This is a genomic window from Cedecea sp. AS113 (assembly GCF_037152415.1).
GTDB lineage: Bacteria > Pseudomonadota > Gammaproteobacteria > Enterobacterales > Enterobacteriaceae > Cedecea.
Map to the genome: position 1 here is coordinate 225,556 of NZ_JBBCMI010000008.1, position 17,357 is coordinate 242,912.

The following is a 17,357-nucleotide window of genomic DNA, read 5'->3' on the forward strand; positions in this document are numbered from 1 at the left end:
ACTACGGCTGTAACACTTTTGAAACGTCTTCCTACATGGCGTTCAGAAATGCGGCAAACGCGGTAGAATAAACGAACAGCTAACAGCAGCAAACCGGTTCATAACGGCTGCGACAATCTGGCTGGCAGGCTGACTAGCCCCCTTGAGATGCAGCGCGCGTTATTCTACGTGAAATAATGGCAAACGGCAGGTTAAACCGAGTATCTTTGTGAATATTTTTTCACATTACTGTCAAGCGGCTGAGATGCGGCGATAAAATCGCCCTGCGCCCCCGCAACCCCGTTATCAATCAGCGTCTGCCACTCGCCGCGGGTCCTCACTCCTGTGGCAAAAACATGGATTCGCGTCCCGTTACAGGCTTCAACCAGGCTCTTCACAAAAAGCTGGTTTTCGGTACGCTTGCCGATGTTTCTGACCAGACCCGGATGCAGCTTGATTAACTCCACATCCAGCTCTTTTATATAAGTTGTGCTGACGACCGTTAATCCCGCCTGGATAATCACAACCCTTGCCCCTAATGCAGTGATTAACCTTACAACATGTTGCAATCGGCTGATGTGTTGACAGACATCTGCCTCAGCAAGTTCAAAAATAATCCGTGCGCGCTTCGATTTTTCGCACTGCATCAGCGAATCACGCAGCCAGCGCTGGAATGGGGCGCGGATCAGCGAGTCAACGGTAATTTGAATGGCAAGGGTTTCTTCCGGCCAGAAGTTTAGCAGCGGCAACAGCCTGGACACGATCTGCCGATCATATTGTTCGGATAAACCAAATTGCCTGACCATCGGCATGTATTCAGCCGACAACACCTCCTGCTCACCGTCGAAGATACGGCACATGATTTCACGGTGGTGAACCACCCCATGTTTATCAACCGCGGGTTTCTGGTAAAAGCGCGGGCCGCCCTGCTTGAGGACCTGCTCAAGCAAAGTGCGCCATTTCACGTTGCCCCGACCCTGTTCCGGGAGCTTGTCGTCGTATATGGACCAGCTGTTGGCCCCCTGGAAAGCGGCGTTGCGGGTCGCGATTTCCGCATGCTCCATAACCTGCTCTTTTGTTTGCCCGCTGCGCCATGCGCAAATGCCAATGTGCAGCATATCGCTACGATCAACCATACGGGTTGACGGCAGTGCATCCACGGAATTCAGCAGTTGGCTGGCAATACCATCCGCTTCTTTCAGCGTACGGTGCGGCAGCAATACCGCAAAATCACTGCGGAAATAGCGGGCTAATAACGCGCCAGGGTAGCGCATCACAAAGGTCGAGAGCAGGTTAACCAAAGTGAATAAGTATTCTTCAACCGGGCCGTTGCCCCAGGTCTCTTTTAATAGCTCGAAATCAGGCAGGCGAATCATCATCACCACGCCGTGAGCACCGACTTGCTCCTGGCCTTCCAGCAGCGTGGCCAGTTGGTTATCAAAGAACAAACGGTTATTGAGGCCGGTTTTAATGTCCTGGGCGGCAAATGCCCTGATGAGGGTATCCACGCGGCTTCGCTGCTCGCTGGCGCTTTGCAGGTCCGAAAGTAGAGCATCCATTGCGCTGCTTACCAGCGGCGGCCATTCATGCACGGAACCACGCACTTCTGCCCCTCGCTCCCCGCCGATGATTTTTCCGGCTCTGATTTCCAGCAGTTCTTGCCCGGAAAGCTGTCGTCTCAGCCAGCGCCCGGCCTGGAAGAGCACCACCAGCATAAAAGCGACCGCCGCAGTCAATGGCGTCGTGGTAAACATGGCGTGATAGTAGACAGCAATCGGGTCGAGATAAGTCAGCTGCAGCGTCATACCTGGGTGCTTCATCAACGCGACGTTAATAGTGCGGTAGGTATATTGCGTCCCTGCCGGGCGATAGCCTTCGGGTAAAACGTGCTGGAAGAGGTAAGTTTTATCCGCCATCAGGCGAATTTCGGTGATATCCACCGGTATCATCAGCTCGCTAAAGTGATCCACCAGATCCTGGGGCGAGCGTGAGACTAGTTGGTTATCAACGATCGTGGCAACCGCCATAATGCGCTGCTGAGTTTTGTCGTGAACAGAGTTATAGAAACTTAGCAGGCACCCAAAGAGCGTAACGAAAATCGCAAGCCCGGTTAAAAGGGTAATAAAGGCTGAAAGTTTCGTCGTTAATCGCATCCCTGTGTTAACTCCGGTTAGTGAAAATTAACCACACTCATCATGGGCCCCAAACGAGGAAGCATTAAATAGCAAAGGCCGACCTCAGGCAAACGAAACCCCTCGGGAATTTCTGAGCATTTATTGCGTCAGGTCGGCTCTTCACATCAGTATCGGAGTATAGTCTGCTAAGATTTTTTTCCCATTGCTACCGACCGAGGAACGCCCATGCAGGCATTAATCCTGGAACAGTCCGAAGGCCAAACCCTGGCCGCGGTAAAAACGATCGACCACGACGCGTTGCCAGAAGGCAACGTCACCGTGGAGATTGATTACTCCAGCCTGAATTACAAAGACGCGCTGGCCATCACCGGCAAAGGCAAAATCATTCGTAATTTCCCGATGGTGCCGGGCATCGACTTTGCTGGCAAAGTGCTCACCAGTGAGGACACTCGTTTTCAGCCGGGCCGGGCGGTGCTGCTCACCGGCTGGGGCGTTGGAGAAAACCACTGGGGTGGCCTGGCAGAAGCCGCACGGGTAAAAGGTGACTGGCTGGTTGCAATGCCCGAAGGTTTAGATGCGCGCAAGGCGATGATTATCGGCACGGCCGGTTTTACCGCGATGCTCAGCGTGATGGCACTTGAAGACGCAGGTGTGACGCCAGAAAGCGGCGAAATCGTCGTCACTGGCGCAAGCGGCGGCGTAGGCAGCACTGCCATCGCGCTGCTGCACAAACTGGGCTATAAGGTGGCCGCCGTATCCGGCCGCGAAAGTACGCATGATTACCTTCGCAGCCTCGGTGCCGACCGTATTCTTGGCCGCGATGAGTTCGCCGAAACCCGTCCGCTGGAAAAACAGCTCTGGGCCGGCGCCATTGATACCGTCGGCGATAAAGTGCTGGCGAAAGTTCTGGCGCAAATGAACTACGGCGGCTGCGTGGCGGCCTGTGGCTTAGCAGGTGGCTTCGCGCTACCAACCACCGTCATGCCGTTTATTCTGCGTAATGTTCGCCTGCAGGGTGTGGATTCCGTCATGACGCCGCCGGATCGCCGCACGGCCGCCTGGGCACGCCTCGTGAAAGACTTGCCGGATGCCTTCTACCAGCAAGCAACGACCGAAATCGGCCTGGCAGAAGCGCCAAAGTACGCCAGCGATATCATTAACAACGCCGCTCAGGGCAGAACCCTGGTAAAAGTGCGTTAAACCTTGCCCGAGGAGCGACGCCCTGTCGCTCCTCAAATTTCAATTTTTCGTGACATATTCGCCGGAACGCTTTCTCTCGGTCATGCTTAGGCTATCGCTACGAGGAGAACGTCATGAAAAAGGTCACCCGGCTCACCGAAGCCGACGTTACGCCAGAATCCGTGTTTATGATGAAGCGCCGCCAGGTACTGAAAGCGCTGGGCATCAGCGCGGCCGCCCTGTCACTCCCTCAGACAGCCAACGCCGATATTCTGTCCTGGTTCAAAGGTCACGATCGCCCCCCGGCACCTGCCGGCAAACCGCTGACGTTCACTAAGCCAGAAGAGTACCAGGCCAAACTGGCCCTGACCCCGGAAGACAAAGTCACGGGCTACAACAACTTCTATGAATTTGGCCTGGATAAGGCCGACCCTGCCGCTAACGCCGGCGGGCTAAAAACCGATCCCTGGCAGATTAAAATCAGCGGCGAAGTGGCTAAACCCATGACGCTCGATCACGATGACCTTTATAAGCGCTTCCCGCTGGAAGAGCGCATTTACCGCATGCGCTGCGTTGAGGCATGGTCGATGGCCGTCCCCTGGATTGGCTTCCCGCTTCACAAGCTGCTCGCTATGGTTGAGCCCACCAGCAACGCAAAATACGTTGCCTTTGAAACGCTTTATGACCCGGAGCAGATGCCGGGCCAAAAGGACCGGTTTATCGGGGGCGGGCTGCAATACCCTTATGTAGAAGGATTGCGGCTGGATGAAGCAATGCATCCGCTCACGCTGTTAACCGTGGGCGTTTATGGTAAAGCTCTGCCGCCGCAAAACGGCGCACCGATTCGCCTTACGGTGCCGTGGAAATATGGTTTTAAAGGCATTAAATCGATTGTCAGCATAAAACTGGTGCGCGAGCTGCCGCCTACGACATGGAACCTTGCCGCACCGAATGAATATGGTTTCTACGCCAACGTAAACCCGCACGTTGATCACCCTCGCTGGTCACAGGCTTCAGAACGCTTTATTGGCTCGGGCGGCGTGCTGGACGTTAAGCGCCAGCCCACCCTGCTGTTCAACGGCTACGCAGACCAGGTCGCCTCGCTGTATCGCGGCCTGAACCTGAAGGAGAACTTCTGAGTGCGCCTGACGGTAAAACAGATTACCTGGCTGAAAGTGGGGCTTCATCTGGCCGCTTTCCTGCCCTTCGTCTGGCTGTTTTACGCGGCAAGCCAGGGACTTTTTAGCGCCGACCCGGCAAAAGACATTCAGCATTTTACCGGCAGAATGGCGCTCAAACTGCTGCTGGTGACGTTACTTGTCACGCCACTCGCGCGTTACGCTAAACAGCCGCTATTGATTCGTACCCGCCGCCTGTTGGGCGTGTGGTGCTTCGTCTGGGCGACGCTGCACCTCACCAGCTATTCCCTGCTTGAGCTAGGGATCAGCAATCTTGGCCTGCTTGGCCAGGAACTGGTTTCCCGCCCTTATCTTACGCTGGGTATCATTTGCTGGATTATCCTGCTGGCCCTGGCCGTGACGTCGACCCAGCGAGCGCAGCGTTTTTTGGGTGCCCGCTGGCAGAAATTGCATAACTTCGTCTATCTGGTCGCGATCCTCGCACCGATTCATTTCCTCTGGTCGGTTAAGATTTTGTCCCCTCAACCCTTGCTTTATGCGCTGGGCGCGATCATTCTTCTTGCACTTCGCTACAAGAAGTTTCGCCAGTGGTGGCGCTAGCCAAAAAGCGTGTGCTTCTCCGCAGAATAAACATCGATCGGTATCCTTAACTGGATATCGGTTGATCATCTTCCCTGATAAGACCAGTATTTAGCTGCCAAATGCTACGAAATCGTTATAATGTGCGACTTCGGTTTTTTCTGACGACCATTTTCGGTTCGAAAAGGTGACAACCGGAAAACTTAGGTATATTTTGTAAATTGCCTACTAATCGCAGGAGATGGCAGCACGATGTCGGGTGAATTTCACATTTTGCTTTTGAATGGCCCTAATCTAAACATGCTGGGCACGCGGGAGCCGGAGAAGTACGGCCACCAGACGTTAGCAGAAATTGTTAACACGCTTGAGGCGGAGGCAACCAGCCTTGGCGTGACGCTCAGTCACCTGCAATCTAACGCCGAATATGCGTTGATTGACCGAATTCATCAGGCCAAAGACACTGTCGACTTTATCCTGATTAATCCGGCCGCGTTCACGCATACCAGCGTCGCGCTGCGCGATGCGTTACTGGCGGTGGATATCCCGTTTATCGAGATTCACCTCAGCAATGTGCACGCGCGTGAACCGTTCCGCCATCATTCCTATCTATCAGATAAGGCCATCGGCGTGATCTGCGGATTAGGCGCTGACGGCTATTCATATGCTTTACAGACGGCGGTAAAACGCCTGTCAAAATCCATCTAAACAAAGAGTACGGAACCCACTCATGGATATTCGTAAGATTAAAAAACTGATCGAGCTGGTTGAAGAATCAGGCATCGCTGAACTGGAAATTTCTGAAGGCGAAGAGTCTGTACGCATCAGCCGCTCCCCGGCAAACGCTGGTTTCCCAATGATGCAACAGGCTTACGCTGCGCCAATGTACCAGCCGCAGCCACAGCCGGGTCTGGCTCAGGCCGTTGCACCAGCCGCAACCCCAGCAATGGAAGCCCCTGCAGCTGCTGAAGTCAGTGGTCACATCGTACGTTCCCCAATGGTCGGTACCTTCTACCGTACCCCTAGCCCGGATGCCAAAGCGTTTGTGGAAGTGGGCCAGAAAGTTAACGTGGGCGACACCCTGTGCATCGTTGAAGCAATGAAAATGATGAACCAGATCGAATCAGATAAAGCCGGTGTGGTGAAAGCAATTCTGATTGAGAATGGTCAGCCGGTAGAATTTGACGAGCCGCTGGTCGTCATCGAGTAACGAGGCGAACATGCTGGATAAAATTGTCATCGCCAACCGCGGCGAGATTGCACTGCGTATTCTTCGTGCCTGTAAAGAACTGGGCATCAAGACTGTCGCTGTGCACTCAAGCGCGGACCGCGATCTGAAACACGTATTACTGGCGGATGAGACGGTCTGTATCGGCCCGGCTCCGTCCGTAAAAAGCTACCTGAACATCCCGGCAATCATCTCTGCGGCGGAAATCACCGGCGCGGTAGCGATTCACCCGGGTTACGGCTTCCTGTCAGAAAACGCCAACTTTGCCGAGCAGGTTGAGCGTTCCGGCTTTATCTTCATCGGCCCGAAAGCTGAAACTATCCGCCTGATGGGCGACAAAGTTTCCGCGATCACCGCGATGAAAAAAGCGGGCGTACCGACGGTACCAGGTTCTGACGGCCCACTGGACGGCGACATGGATAAAAACCGTGCCCATGCAAAACGCATCGGCTACCCGGTGATTATCAAAGCCTCCGGCGGCGGCGGCGGTCGTGGTATGCGCGTAGTGCGCAGCGACGCGGAGCTCGAGCAATCCATCAACATGACCCGTGCGGAAGCCAAAGCAGCTTTCAACAACGACATGGTTTACATGGAGAAATACCTCGAGAACCCACGCCATATCGAGATTCAGGTTCTGGCCGACGGCCAAGGGCACGCTATCTATCTGGCTGAACGTGACTGCTCCATGCAGCGCCGCCACCAGAAAGTCGTTGAAGAAGCACCTGCCCCGGGCATCACGCCTGAGCTGCGTAAATTCATCGGCGACCGCTGCGCCAAAGCCTGTATCGACATTAACTATCGCGGCGCAGGTACCTTTGAGTTCCTGTTCGAAAACGGCGAGTTCTATTTCATCGAAATGAACACCCGTATTCAGGTAGAACACCCGGTTACCGAAATGATCACCGGCGTTGACCTGATCAAAGAGCAGCTGCGTATCGCAGCCGGTCAGCCGCTGTCCATCAAACAGGAAGACGTTCACGTTACCGGCCACGCGGTGGAATGCCGTATCAACGCCGAAGACCCGAACACCTTCCTGCCAAGCCCGGGCAAAATCACGCGCTTCCACGCGCCTGGTGGTTTTGGCGTGCGTTGGGAATCGCATATCTACGCCGGTTACACAGTACCGCCGTACTACGATTCAATGATTGGGAAGCTCATCTGCTACGGCGAAACGCGTGAAGTGGCTATTGCCCGCATGAAAAACGCCCTGGCAGAACTGATTATCGATGGCATCAAAACCAATATCGATCTGCAGACCAAAATCATGAACGACGAAAACTTCCAGCACGGTGGAACCAACATCCACTATCTGGAGAAGAAACTCGGTCTTCAGCACTAAGTTTCCGTTGAACATGTCGACAAAAGGCCGGATTTCCGGCCTTTTTCTTTTTTTATCCTCCGACAGGATGGATGCGTTACAATCCCCGCTTTCTGCGAACTCAAGGGACAAAAATGGACAACCGTTTTGTTCAGGCCCATAAAGAAGCGCGCTGGGCGCTCTGGCTGACCTTGCTCTATCTTGCCGCATGGTTAGTGGCTGCTTACTTACCTGACAATACACAGGGGATCACCGGCTTGCCGCACTGGTTCGAGATGGCCTGCCTGCTGGTGCCGCTACTGTTTATCCTGCTTTGCTGGCTGATGGTGAAATACTTATTCCGCGACATTCCTCTGGGGGATGACCATGCAAAATGAAGTGATTGCCGTGCTGGTTATCTACCTGATCGCGGTCTTTGGTCTTTCCGTTTATGCCATGCGCCAGCGCACATCCGGCACCTTTCTGAGTGAATATTTCCTCGGCAGCCGTTCGATGGGCGGCTTCGTCCTGGCCATGACGCTCACCACCACCTACATCAGCGCCAGTTCGTTTATCGGCGGCCCGGGTGCAGCCTATAAGTTCGGTCTGGGTTGGGTGCTGCTGGCCATGATTCAGATCCCAACGATCTGGCTTTCTCTGGGGATCCTCGGGAAGAAATTCGCTATCCTGGCACGCCGCTATAACGCCATCACGCTGAATGACATGCTCCAGGCTCGCTACCAGAATCGGGCCGTCGTCTGGATTGCCAGCATTAGCCTGTTGGTCGCGTTTGTTGGCGCGATTGCCGTCCAGTTCATCGGTGGCGCGCGTCTGCTGGAAACCGCCGCAGGGATAAAGTATGAAACTGGCCTGCTGATTTTCGGGATCACCATCGCGCTCTATACGTCCTTCGGCGGCTTCCGCGCCAGCGTGCTCAACGACACCATGCAGGGCATGGTAATGCTCATAGGCACCATCGTGCTGCTGGTCGGCGTGGTTCATGCCGCTGGCGGGCTGGGCAACGCGGTACAAACGTTAGAACACATCGATCCGAAACTCGTCAGCCCTCAGGGCGCGGGTGACATTCTGACGCCAACGTTTATGGCTTCCTTCTGGGTACTGGTCTGTTTTGGCGTGATCGGCCTGCCCCACACGGCGGTACGCTGTATCTCTTATAAAGACAGCAAAGCCGTGCACCGCGGCATCATCATAGGCACCATTGTGGTCGCAATCCTGATGCTGGGTATGCACCTTGCTGGCGCGCTGGGCAGAGCGGTACTCCCGGGCCTGACGGTGCCGGATCTGGTTATCCCTACGCTGATGATGCAGGTTCTGCCGCCCTGGGCCGCTGGGTTATTCCTGGCCGCGCCAATGGCCGCCATTATGTCCAACGTGAACGCCCACTTGCTGCAGGCCTCCGCGACGATCGTGAAAGACCTGTGGCTTAGCGCAAGTCCGACTAAAATTCATCAGGAGCGCCGCCTGAAGCGCATTTCCACCACCACTACGCTGGTGCTGGGCATTCTGATGATGCTGGCCGCCTGGCGACCACCTGAGATGATTATCTGGCTTAATCTGCTGGCCTTCGGGGGCCTTGAGGCCGTTTTCCTGTGGCCGCTGGTGCTGGGCCTCTATTGGGAGAAAGCGAACGCAGCAGGCGCGCTGAGCGGCATGATTGTCGGCGGCGGACTATACGCGGTGCTCGCCAGTTTTGGCCTGCAGCTTCTGGGCTTCCACCCGATTGTGCCTTCGCTCCTGTTCAGCTTGCTGGCGTTCCTGATAGGTAACCGTTTTGGTCGTGCCGTTCCGGAGCCCCTTCTTGTTTCCACTACTGATAAATAAAGAGTTTCGCCATGCCATGGATCCAACTGAAAATTAACACCACCGGCGGCAACGCTGAAAGCTTAGGCGATGCGCTGATTGAAAGCGGGGCGGTTTCCGTCACCTTCCAGGACACCCACGATACGCCGGTCTTTGAACCGCTGCCGGGTGAAACTCGCCTTTGGGGCGATACCGACGTTATCGGCCTGTATGACGCGGAAACCGACATGGAAGAAGTTGTCGCTATCCTCGAGCACTGCCCTTTGTTAGGCCAGGGTTTCCACCACAAAGTGGAACAGCTGGAAGATAAAGACTGGGAGCGCGAATGGATGGACAACTTCCACCCAATGCGCTTCGGCAACCGCCTGTGGATCTGCCCAAGCTGGCGCGATGTGCCGGATGCAACTGCCGTGAACGTGATGCTCGACCCGGGTCTGGCGTTTGGCACCGGAACCCATCCAACCACCTCGCTGTGCCTCGAATGGCTCGACGGCCTGGACCTGGCGGGCAAAACTGTGATCGACTTTGGTTGCGGCTCCGGGATCCTGGCGATTGCCGCTCTTAAACTGGGGGCCGCAAAAGCTATCGGCATCGATATCGATCCGCAGGCAATTCAGGCGAGCCGCGATAACGCTGAGCGTAACGGTGTTTCTGACCGGCTTGAGCTTTACCTGCCGAAAGAGCAGCCAGAAGTCATGAGCGCCGACGTGGTGGTCGCTAACATCCTGGCAGGCCCTTTGCGTGAGTTAGCGCCGTTAATCAGCGTGCTGCCTGTTGAGGGCGGTTTACTTGGCCTTTCCGGCGTTCTGGCAAGCCAAGCCGAAGGGGTGTGTGAAGCTTATGTCGATAAGTTCACGCTTGACCCGGTTGCGGAAAAAGAAGAGTGGTGCCGTATCACCGGCCGCAAGCACGGCTGATCAAAATAACGGCATACGGACATCGCGCCGTGTGCCGTTTTCAGCCAGTTTTAGTGAACAAGCCACATGTAAAAATGAGAGCTTGTTCGCATAAAAACCCCAAAACTGACCACAAAAACAGCGGTTTATCTGGTAAAAATAGCCTGTTGGACAGCATATTTCTGCTAACTTTCAGGAAAATTTAAAACAGCATGAAATAAACGAAAAATCCTAACCATCTGATTAATTGAATGAATTACGTATTCTGGCCGCATTTGTTGCCGCTTCATTGATCTGTGACAGAGGATTGTTCAAAGTTTGGCCTTTCATCTCGTGTGAAAAATGCGTAATATACGCCGCCTTGCAGGCACAGTATGGTCATTTCTTAACTCATGCGCATCGGACACCACCAGCTCAGAAATCGCCTGATCGCAGCACCTATGGCTGGCATCACTGACAGACCATTCAGGACGCTGTGCTACGAGATGGGAGCCGGGTTAACCGTTTCCGAGATGATGTCCTCTAACCCAGAAGTTTGGGCGAGCGATAAGTCCCGTTTACGCATGGTTCATGTGGATGAACCGGGTATTCGCACCGTGCAGATTGCCGGCAGCGTACCGGAAGAGATGGCAGAAGCCGCGCGAATTAACGTGGCTAATGGCGCCCAGATTATTGATATCAATATGGGTTGTCCGGCAAAAAAGGTGAATCGTAAGCTGGCAGGTTCAGCGCTTCTACAGTACCCGAGTCTGGTAAAGGACATCGTGACGACGGTAGTGAAGGCAGTGGATGTTCCTGTGACGTTGAAAATTCGTACCGGCTGGGAGCCCGCGCACCGTAACTGTGTAGAGATTGCCCAACTGGCTGAAGACTGTGGGATTCAGGCTCTGACAATTCATGGACGCACACGCGCCTGTTTATTCCAGGGCGATGCTGAATACGACAGCATTCGGGCAGTTAAGCAGAAAGTTTCCATTCCGATTATCGCGAATGGTGACATTACTGACCCGCTTAAAGCCAGAGCTGTACTTGACTATACGGGGGCTGATGCCCTGATGATAGGCCGTGCGGCTCAGGGAAGACCCTGGATCTTTCGGGAAATCCAGCATTATCTGGACACTGGAGAGCTGCTGCCCCCCTTGCCTCTGGCAGAGGTGAAGCGCTTACTTTGCTCGCACGTTCGGGAACTGCATAGCTTTTATGGCGATGTAAAAGGTTACCGAATAGCTCGTAAACACGTCTCCTGGTATCTCCAGGAGCACGCTCCAGATGACCAGTTTCGGCGCACATTCAACGCCATTGAGGATACCAGCGAACAGCTGGAGGCGTTGGAGGCATACTTCGAAAATCTTGCGTAATGAAATAAAGAGCTGACAGAACTATGTTCGAACAACGCGTAAATTCTGACGTACTGACCGTTTCCACCGTTAACTCTCAGGATCAGGTAACTCAAAAGCCCCTGCGTGACTCGGTTAAACAGGCACTGAAGAACTATTTTGCTCAACTGAATGGTCAGGATGTGAATGACCTGTATGAGCTGGTACTGGCTGAAGTTGAACAGCCACTGTTGGACATGGTGATGCAATACACCCGCGGCAACCAGACCCGCGCAGCCCTGATGATGGGTATCAACCGCGGTACGCTGCGTAAGAAACTGAAAAAATACGGCATGAACTGATACTAATCAGTTAGTGTTGTGAAAAGGCGCGACTCGGCATGGGAAAGCGCCTTTTCTCTTTTCTACACCCCGAATCTGACGTTTTTCCTCATCATTCATCGCTGCATCGCCCTTTCCTTCACTTTGTTTACACTTCACACGCTTTGCAATTATTCCCCGATCCTGTGGTCTGAGTCGCAGTGGTAAAATAGCCACATTCACACCGGTGCAGCATCCGTGAAAGCTTCGTACCTTTATGGGCACCTACGAGAGCAATCCCTGTTCCGGCGTTTGGTAAAACCGAGGTTCAAAATGACTAAATTCATCGCTGTCGCGTTGCTCACTACTTTTCTGGCTGGCTGTGCGACCGATTCCCCTTGCGTACCGGTCTATGATGACCAGGGGCGCCTGGTGCACACCAATACCTGTATGAAAGGCACCACTCAGGATAACTGGGAAACCGCTGGCGCGATTGCCGCCGGTACCGCTGCCGTGGCAGGCGTAGCCCTGGGTATCGTGGCACTCACCAAATAAGTTCTCCCCTCGACCAAAGCGCGAGGCTCTCGCGCTTTTTTGTTTCTTCTTCCTGCAACACCTGAATCATTTTGCTCTGAAATGCGCCGTTAGTTGCAGGCCTGCACTATTTCGGCGCATTTTCTTGCCCATACCTTCATGGCTACCTGCCTTCTTCTTCATAAGACGCCCCCGCAAAAACCTGGCATCCCCTTTGCTTTAAAGACTATGACTCGGGCATTTGCCACGAATACGGATCTGGCACCTCCCGGATGCCATTTCGCCAATAATGATAATTTTGCCACTCAGGATGCATTTATGAAGAAGATGATGATCGCCACTCTGGTCGCTACCGGCACGCTGTTTGCGATGGCTAATCAGGCTCATGCAGGCACCACGCTGGATGCCGTCAAAAAGAAAGGCTTCGTGCAATGTGGAATCAGCGATGGTCTGCCGGGCTTTTCTTACGCTGACGGCAGCGGCAAGTTTACCGGTATCGATGTGGATGTTTGCCGTGGCGTGGCGGCGGCAGTCTTCGGCGATGCTTCTAAAGTCAAATACACGCCTCTGACAGCAAAAGAGCGCTTTACGGCGCTGCAGTCCGGCGAGGTAGATATTCTTTCCCGTAACACCACCTGGACTTCTTCCCGCGACGCGGGCATGGGGATGGTGTTCACCGGCGTCACTTACTATGACGGTATCGGCTTCCTGACCCACAATAAAGCCGGCCTCAAAAGCGCGAAAGAGCTCGACGGTGCCACGGTTTGTATTCAGGCCGGAACCGACACCGAGCTGAACGTCGCCGACTACTTCAAAGCCAATAAGATGAAGTACACGCCGGTCACCTTTGACCGTTCAGACGAGTCGGCCAAAGCGCTGGAGTCCGGGCGCTGCGATACTCTGGCCTCAGATCAGTCTCAGCTGTACGCCCTGCGCATCAAGCTCAGCAATCCGGCAGAATGGCTTGTGCTGCCAGAAGTCATCTCTAAAGAACCCCTGGGACCCGTTGTACGCCGCGGGGACGATGACTGGTTCTCCATCGTGCGCTGGACGCTGTTCGCCATGCTGAATGCCGAAGAGATGGGCATTAATTCTAAAAACGTCGACCAGATGGCCGCCAACCCGACCACGCCGGATATGGCGCACCTGTTAGGGAAAGAGGGTGATTTCGGCAAAGACCTGAAGCTGGACAACAAGTGGGCCTACAACATCGTGAAGCAGGTCGGTAACTACGCTGAGATTTTCGAGAGTAACGTCGGTGCCCAAAGCCCGCTGAAAATCAAACGCGGCCAGAACAACCTGTGGAACAACGGTGGGATTCAGTACGCCCCACCAGTTCGCTAAGCGACATACCAGAACAGGGCACTGCCCATTGCGGTGCCCCAGATTTATGTTCCTGTTACTGAGGTTTGCTTATGCGTCATCACCGCCCAGCCGTGAAGGCCGACTTATCTTTTTCTAACCCCTCGGTTCGCGCCTGGCTGTATCAAATCATCGCCATCGCCTTGGTTATTGGCGTGGCGGTTTATTTGATTCACAACACCATTACCAACCTGGACAGCCGCGGTATTACCTCCGGTTTTGCCTTTCTCGATCGCGCCGCCGGGTTTGGCATTGTCCAGCATCTGATCGACTACGATCAGGGAGATACCTACGGCAAAGTCTTTGTTGTTGGGCTGCTGAATACCCTGCTGGTGTCTGTTCTCTGTATTGTATTCGCGACATTTATCGGCTTCTTTGTGGGCCTGGCACGCCTCTCTGATAACTGGCTGGTGCGTAAACTCTCTACCTTTTATATAGAGACGTTTCGCAACATCCCCCCGCTGCTGCAAATTTTCTTCTGGTACTTTGCCGTGCTGCGTAATCTGCCGGGCCCACGCCAGGCTCTGGATGCCTTTGGCCTGATGTACCTGAGCAATCGCGGGCTGTCTCTTCCGGCTCCGATTATGGGGGAAGGTCTGCTGGCATTTGCGGTTGCCATTCTGTGCGCACTGATCGTTTCTGCGGGCCTGTACCGCTATAACAAAATGCACCAAATGAGAACCGGGCAGATTCGTCGCACCTGGCCCGTGACGATCGCGTTGATCGTTGTGCTTCCGCTGCTGGCGCATTTGATCTTCGGGGCAGCCCTTCACTGGGATATTCCAGCTCTGCACGGTTTCAACTTCAGCGGTGGGATTGTACTTATCCCTGAACTGGCGGCTTTAACGCTGGCGCTGTCGGTTTACACCTCGGTCTTTATCGCGGAAATCATTCGCTCAGGTATTCAGTCCGTCCCCTTTGGCCAGCATGAGGCGGCTTTGTCCCTGGGTCTGCCTAAGCAGGTGACGCTTCGCCAGGTGATTGTGCCCCAGGCGCTGAGAGTCATCATTCCGCCGTTGACCAGCCAGTACTTGAACATCGTCAAAAACTCTTCCCTGGCAGCAGCCATTGGTTATCCGGATATGGTGTCTTTGTTTGCCGGCAGCGTGCTTAACCAAACGGGCCAGGCTATCGAAACCATCGCTATCACGATGTCCGTTTATTTGCTTATCAGCCTGGTTATTTCGCTGCTGATGAACGTCTATAACCGCCGTATCGCCCTCGTCGAGCGTTAAGGAATATCGATGACTAAAGTTTTAACGGCGCACGACGCCCGCCAGGCAGCTAACCACCTGGAACGAATCTGGCGCTGGATGCGTAAAAATCTCTTCTCCAGCTGGCTGAATACTCTGCTCACACTGCTTTGTCTCGGGCTGATGTGGACGCTTATCCCTCCGCTTCTGAACTGGGCGGTTTTCCAGGCGAATTGGGTAGGTGAGACAAGAGCCGACTGTACTCAGGGAGGGGCGTGTTGGGTCTTTATCCACGACCGCTTCGGGCAGTTTATGTATGGACTTTATCCTCACGAATTGCGCTGGCGCATCAACCTTGCACTGATCATTGGGTTACTTTCCGTAGCCGCAATGTTCTGGAAGTCGCTTCCTCACCGTGGTCGCTATATCGCCGCCTGGGCCGTGACCTATCCGCTCCTCGTTTGGCTCTTGATGTACGGTGGATTCCTGGGGCTGGACCGCGTGGAGACTCGTCTTTGGGGCGGATTAACCCTCACGCTAATCATTGCTTCCGTCGGCATCGCAGGCGCCCTGCCGCTGGGTATTGTGCTGGCACTGGGCAGACGATCGCGCATGCCGGTTGTGAGAATCCTTTCAATAATGTTTATCGAATTTTGGCGAGGTGTACCGCTGATCACGGTGCTGTTCATGTCTTCCGTGATGCTGCCGCTGTTTCTACCGGAAGGCACCACCATCGATAAACTGATTCGGGCATTGGTCGGGGTGATTTTATTCCAGTCAGCCTATGTGGCCGAGGTGGTTCGTGGCGGGCTGCAGGCTCTGCCCAAAGGGCAATATGAGGCAGCAGAGTCATTGGCGCTAGGTTACTGGAGAATGCAAGGGCTGGTGATTTTACCTCAGGCCCTGAAGTTGGTGATCCCGGGTCTGGTGAACACGATTATTGCGCTGTTTAAAGACACCAGTCTGGTGATCATCATCGGCCTGTTCGATCTGTTTAGTAGCGTACAGCAAGCCACTGTCGATCCGGCCTGGCTGGGGATGTCGACAGAAGGCTATGTCTTTGCCGCTATCGTCTATTGGATTTTCTGTTTCAGTATGTCGCGCTACAGCCAGCATCTGGAGAAGCGCTTCCACACCGGCCGCACGCCGCACTAAGGATTATGATGAGTAAAATGACACTGCAGGCTGCCGACACGATGATCACGTTGGAAAATGTGAACAAATGGTACGGGCAATTCCATGTTTTAAAAGATATAAATCTCAATGTGAAGCAGGGTGAGCGTATCGTGCTGTGTGGGCCATCGGGCTCCGGGAAATCAACGACTATTCGCTGTATTAACCATCTTGAAGAGCATCAGCAGGGGCGTATTGTCGTTGACGGCACAGAGTTGAATGACGATCTCCGCAATATAGAAAAAGTCCGTACCGAAGTCGGCATGGTCTTTCAGCACTTTAACCTGTTCCCGCATTTAACGGTCTTGCAGAACTGCACCCTGGCTCCGATTTGGGTGCGTAAGATGCCGAAGAAAGAAGCGGAAGCGCTGGCGATGCATTATCTCGAACGAGTGCGAATCGCTGAACATGCGCATAAATTCCCGGGGCAAATATCCGGTGGCCAGCAGCAGCGTGTGGCCATTGCTCGCTCGCTATGCATGAAGCCTAAAATCATGCTCTTCGATGAACCGACGTCTGCACTTGACCCGGAAATGGTGAAGGAAGTGCTGGATACCATGATTGGCCTGGCCGAATCCGGGATGACGATGCTGTGCGTGACTCACGAAATGGGGTTTGCGCGTACCGTTGCCGACAGGGTTATCTTTATGGACCGTGGAGAGATCGTAGAGCAGGCACCGCCTGAAGAGTTTTTTGCCCATCCGAAATCGGAAAGAACGCGAGCTTTCTTGTCTCAGGTTATCCATTAAACGACAAAGGCCGCGGACGCGGCCTTTTTTATGCTGTTTTGCACATCTCTGAAAGCAAAAAACCCCGGCCTTTCGGTCGGGGTTAATGCTTTATTTGATGCCTGACAGTTCCCTACTCTCGCATGGGGAGACCCCACACTACCATCGGCGCTACGGCGTTTCACTTCTGAGTTCGGCATGGGGTCAGGTGGGACCACCGCGCTACGGCCGTCAGGCAAATTCTTTTCTACGTGCCGAACTTTAACCTAAAAAGTGGTGCTGATACCCAGAGTCGAACTGGGGACCTCACCCTTACCAAGGGTGCGCTCTACCAACTGAGCCATATCAGCACGCTTAATTTGATGCCTGGCAGTTCCCTACTCTCGCATGGGGAGACCCCACACTACCATCGGCGCTACGGCGTTTCACTTCTGAGTTCGGCATGGGGTCAGGTGGGACCACCGCGCTACGGCCGCCAGGC

At 54.2% G+C, this 17,357-nt stretch carries 17 protein-coding genes, 1 tRNA gene and 2 rRNA genes; 16 read left to right on the top strand and 4 right to left on the bottom strand.

The features are described 5' to 3' along the window. Positions 1-191 precede the first annotated feature (191 nt). Positions 192-2,132 carry an RNase E specificity factor CsrD gene (csrD, locus tag WFN87_RS12275; RefSeq protein ID WP_336982891.1) on the bottom strand — a complete coding sequence of 647 codons (1,941 nt, stop codon included), beginning with the start codon at positions 2,130-2,132 and terminating at the stop codon, positions 192-194. Positions 2,133-2,339: 207 nt separating this feature from the next. Here csrD and acuI point away from each other — a divergent pair, with 207 nt between their 5' ends. The 16 genes from acuI (at position 2,340) to WFN87_RS12355 (ending at position 16,897) form a co-directional block, all read left to right on the top strand. Beyond that, a complete protein-coding gene (gene acuI, locus WFN87_RS12280; protein WP_336982890.1) occupies positions 2,340-3,314 on the top strand; it encodes an acrylyl-CoA reductase (NADPH) in 975 nt (324 codons plus the stop codon). Positions 3,315-3,427: 113 nt separating this feature from the next. After that, a complete protein-coding gene (gene msrP, locus WFN87_RS12285) occupies positions 3,428-4,432 on the top strand; it encodes a protein-methionine-sulfoxide reductase catalytic subunit MsrP (RefSeq protein WP_166994984.1) in 1,005 nt (334 codons plus the stop codon). Then, a complete protein-coding gene (gene msrQ / locus WFN87_RS12290; protein WP_336982889.1) occupies positions 4,433-5,032 on the top strand; it encodes a protein-methionine-sulfoxide reductase heme-binding subunit MsrQ in 600 nt (199 codons plus the stop codon). Between the two features lie 231 nt (positions 5,033-5,263). Continuing rightward, positions 5,264-5,716, top strand: a complete 453-nt coding sequence (gene aroQ, locus WFN87_RS12295) for a type II 3-dehydroquinate dehydratase (protein WP_008454912.1) — start codon at positions 5,264-5,266, stop codon at positions 5,714-5,716. 22 nt (positions 5,717-5,738) lie between these two features. Beyond that, on the top strand, positions 5,739-6,218 hold the full coding sequence (gene accB / locus WFN87_RS12300; RefSeq protein ID WP_008454913.1) for an acetyl-CoA carboxylase biotin carboxyl carrier protein: 480 nt from the start codon (positions 5,739-5,741) through the stop codon (positions 6,216-6,218). A 10-nt stretch (positions 6,219-6,228) separates the two neighbouring features. Continuing rightward, positions 6,229-7,575 carry an acetyl-CoA carboxylase biotin carboxylase subunit gene (gene accC / locus WFN87_RS12305; RefSeq protein WP_008454915.1) on the top strand — a complete coding sequence of 449 codons (1,347 nt, stop codon included), beginning with the start codon at positions 6,229-6,231 and terminating at the stop codon, positions 7,573-7,575. Positions 7,576-7,688: 113 nt separating this feature from the next. Beyond that, positions 7,689-7,931 (top strand): YhdT family protein, encoded by a 243-nt coding sequence (locus tag WFN87_RS12310; protein WP_008454917.1) that lies wholly within the window; start codon positions 7,689-7,691, stop codon positions 7,929-7,931. Then, positions 7,921-9,375 (top strand): sodium/pantothenate symporter, encoded by a 1,455-nt coding sequence (gene panF / locus WFN87_RS12315; RefSeq protein ID WP_166994979.1) that lies wholly within the window; start codon positions 7,921-7,923, stop codon positions 9,373-9,375. Before WFN87_RS12310 ends, panF begins: the two co-directional genes overlap by 11 nt. Positions 9,376-9,386: 11 nt before the next feature. Then, complete coding sequence (gene prmA, locus WFN87_RS12320) at positions 9,387-10,271, top strand: 50S ribosomal protein L11 methyltransferase (RefSeq protein WP_336982888.1); 885 nt, start codon at positions 9,387-9,389, stop codon at positions 10,269-10,271. Positions 10,272-10,642: 371 nt separating this feature from the next. After that, positions 10,643-11,608, top strand: coding sequence for a tRNA dihydrouridine synthase DusB (gene dusB / locus WFN87_RS12325; RefSeq protein WP_008454922.1), 966 nt, complete (start codon positions 10,643-10,645; stop codon positions 11,606-11,608). Positions 11,609-11,631: 23 nt separating this feature from the next. Then, positions 11,632-11,928 carry a DNA-binding transcriptional regulator Fis gene (gene fis, locus WFN87_RS12330; RefSeq protein ID WP_000462905.1) on the top strand — a complete coding sequence of 99 codons (297 nt, stop codon included), beginning with the start codon at positions 11,632-11,634 and terminating at the stop codon, positions 11,926-11,928. Between the two features lie 291 nt (positions 11,929-12,219). After that, the gene (locus tag WFN87_RS12335; RefSeq protein WP_039288243.1) at positions 12,220-12,441 is read left to right on the top strand and encodes a hypothetical protein; all 222 of its coding nucleotides are present in this window, start codon (positions 12,220-12,222) and stop codon (positions 12,439-12,441) included. Between the two features lie 297 nt (positions 12,442-12,738). Next, positions 12,739-13,764 (top strand): amino acid ABC transporter substrate-binding protein, encoded by a 1,026-nt coding sequence (locus WFN87_RS12340; RefSeq protein ID WP_008454925.1) that lies wholly within the window; start codon positions 12,739-12,741, stop codon positions 13,762-13,764. 71 nt (positions 13,765-13,835) lie between these two features. Then, entirely contained in the window at positions 13,836-15,017 is a 1,182-nt protein-coding gene (locus WFN87_RS12345) for an amino acid ABC transporter permease (RefSeq protein WP_336818798.1), read from the top strand. 9 nt (positions 15,018-15,026) lie between these two features. Next, positions 15,027-16,130: an amino acid ABC transporter permease gene (locus WFN87_RS12350; RefSeq protein WP_336982887.1), complete on the top strand. Its 1,104-nt coding sequence runs from the start codon at positions 15,027-15,029 to the stop codon at positions 16,128-16,130. 8 nt (positions 16,131-16,138) lie between these two features. Next, positions 16,139-16,897, top strand: coding sequence for an amino acid ABC transporter ATP-binding protein (locus WFN87_RS12355; protein ID WP_039298264.1), 759 nt, complete (start codon positions 16,139-16,141; stop codon positions 16,895-16,897). Positions 16,898-16,996: 99 nt separating this feature from the next. Here the strand turns inward: WFN87_RS12355 and rrf (WFN87_RS12360) are convergent. The 3 genes from rrf (WFN87_RS12360) to rrf (WFN87_RS12370) all read right to left on the bottom strand — a co-directional run bounded on the left by rrf (WFN87_RS12360) (position 16,997) and on the right by rrf (WFN87_RS12370) (position 17,356). Further along, positions 16,997-17,112: ribosomal RNA gene (rrf, locus tag WFN87_RS12360) — 5S ribosomal RNA — on the bottom strand. Between the two features lie 38 nt (positions 17,113-17,150). After that, a tRNA-Thr gene (locus tag WFN87_RS12365) sits at positions 17,151-17,226 on the bottom strand. Positions 17,227-17,240: 14 nt separating this feature from the next. After that, positions 17,241-17,356 (bottom strand): 5S ribosomal RNA (rrf, locus tag WFN87_RS12370). Position 17,357: the final 1 nt, after the last annotated feature.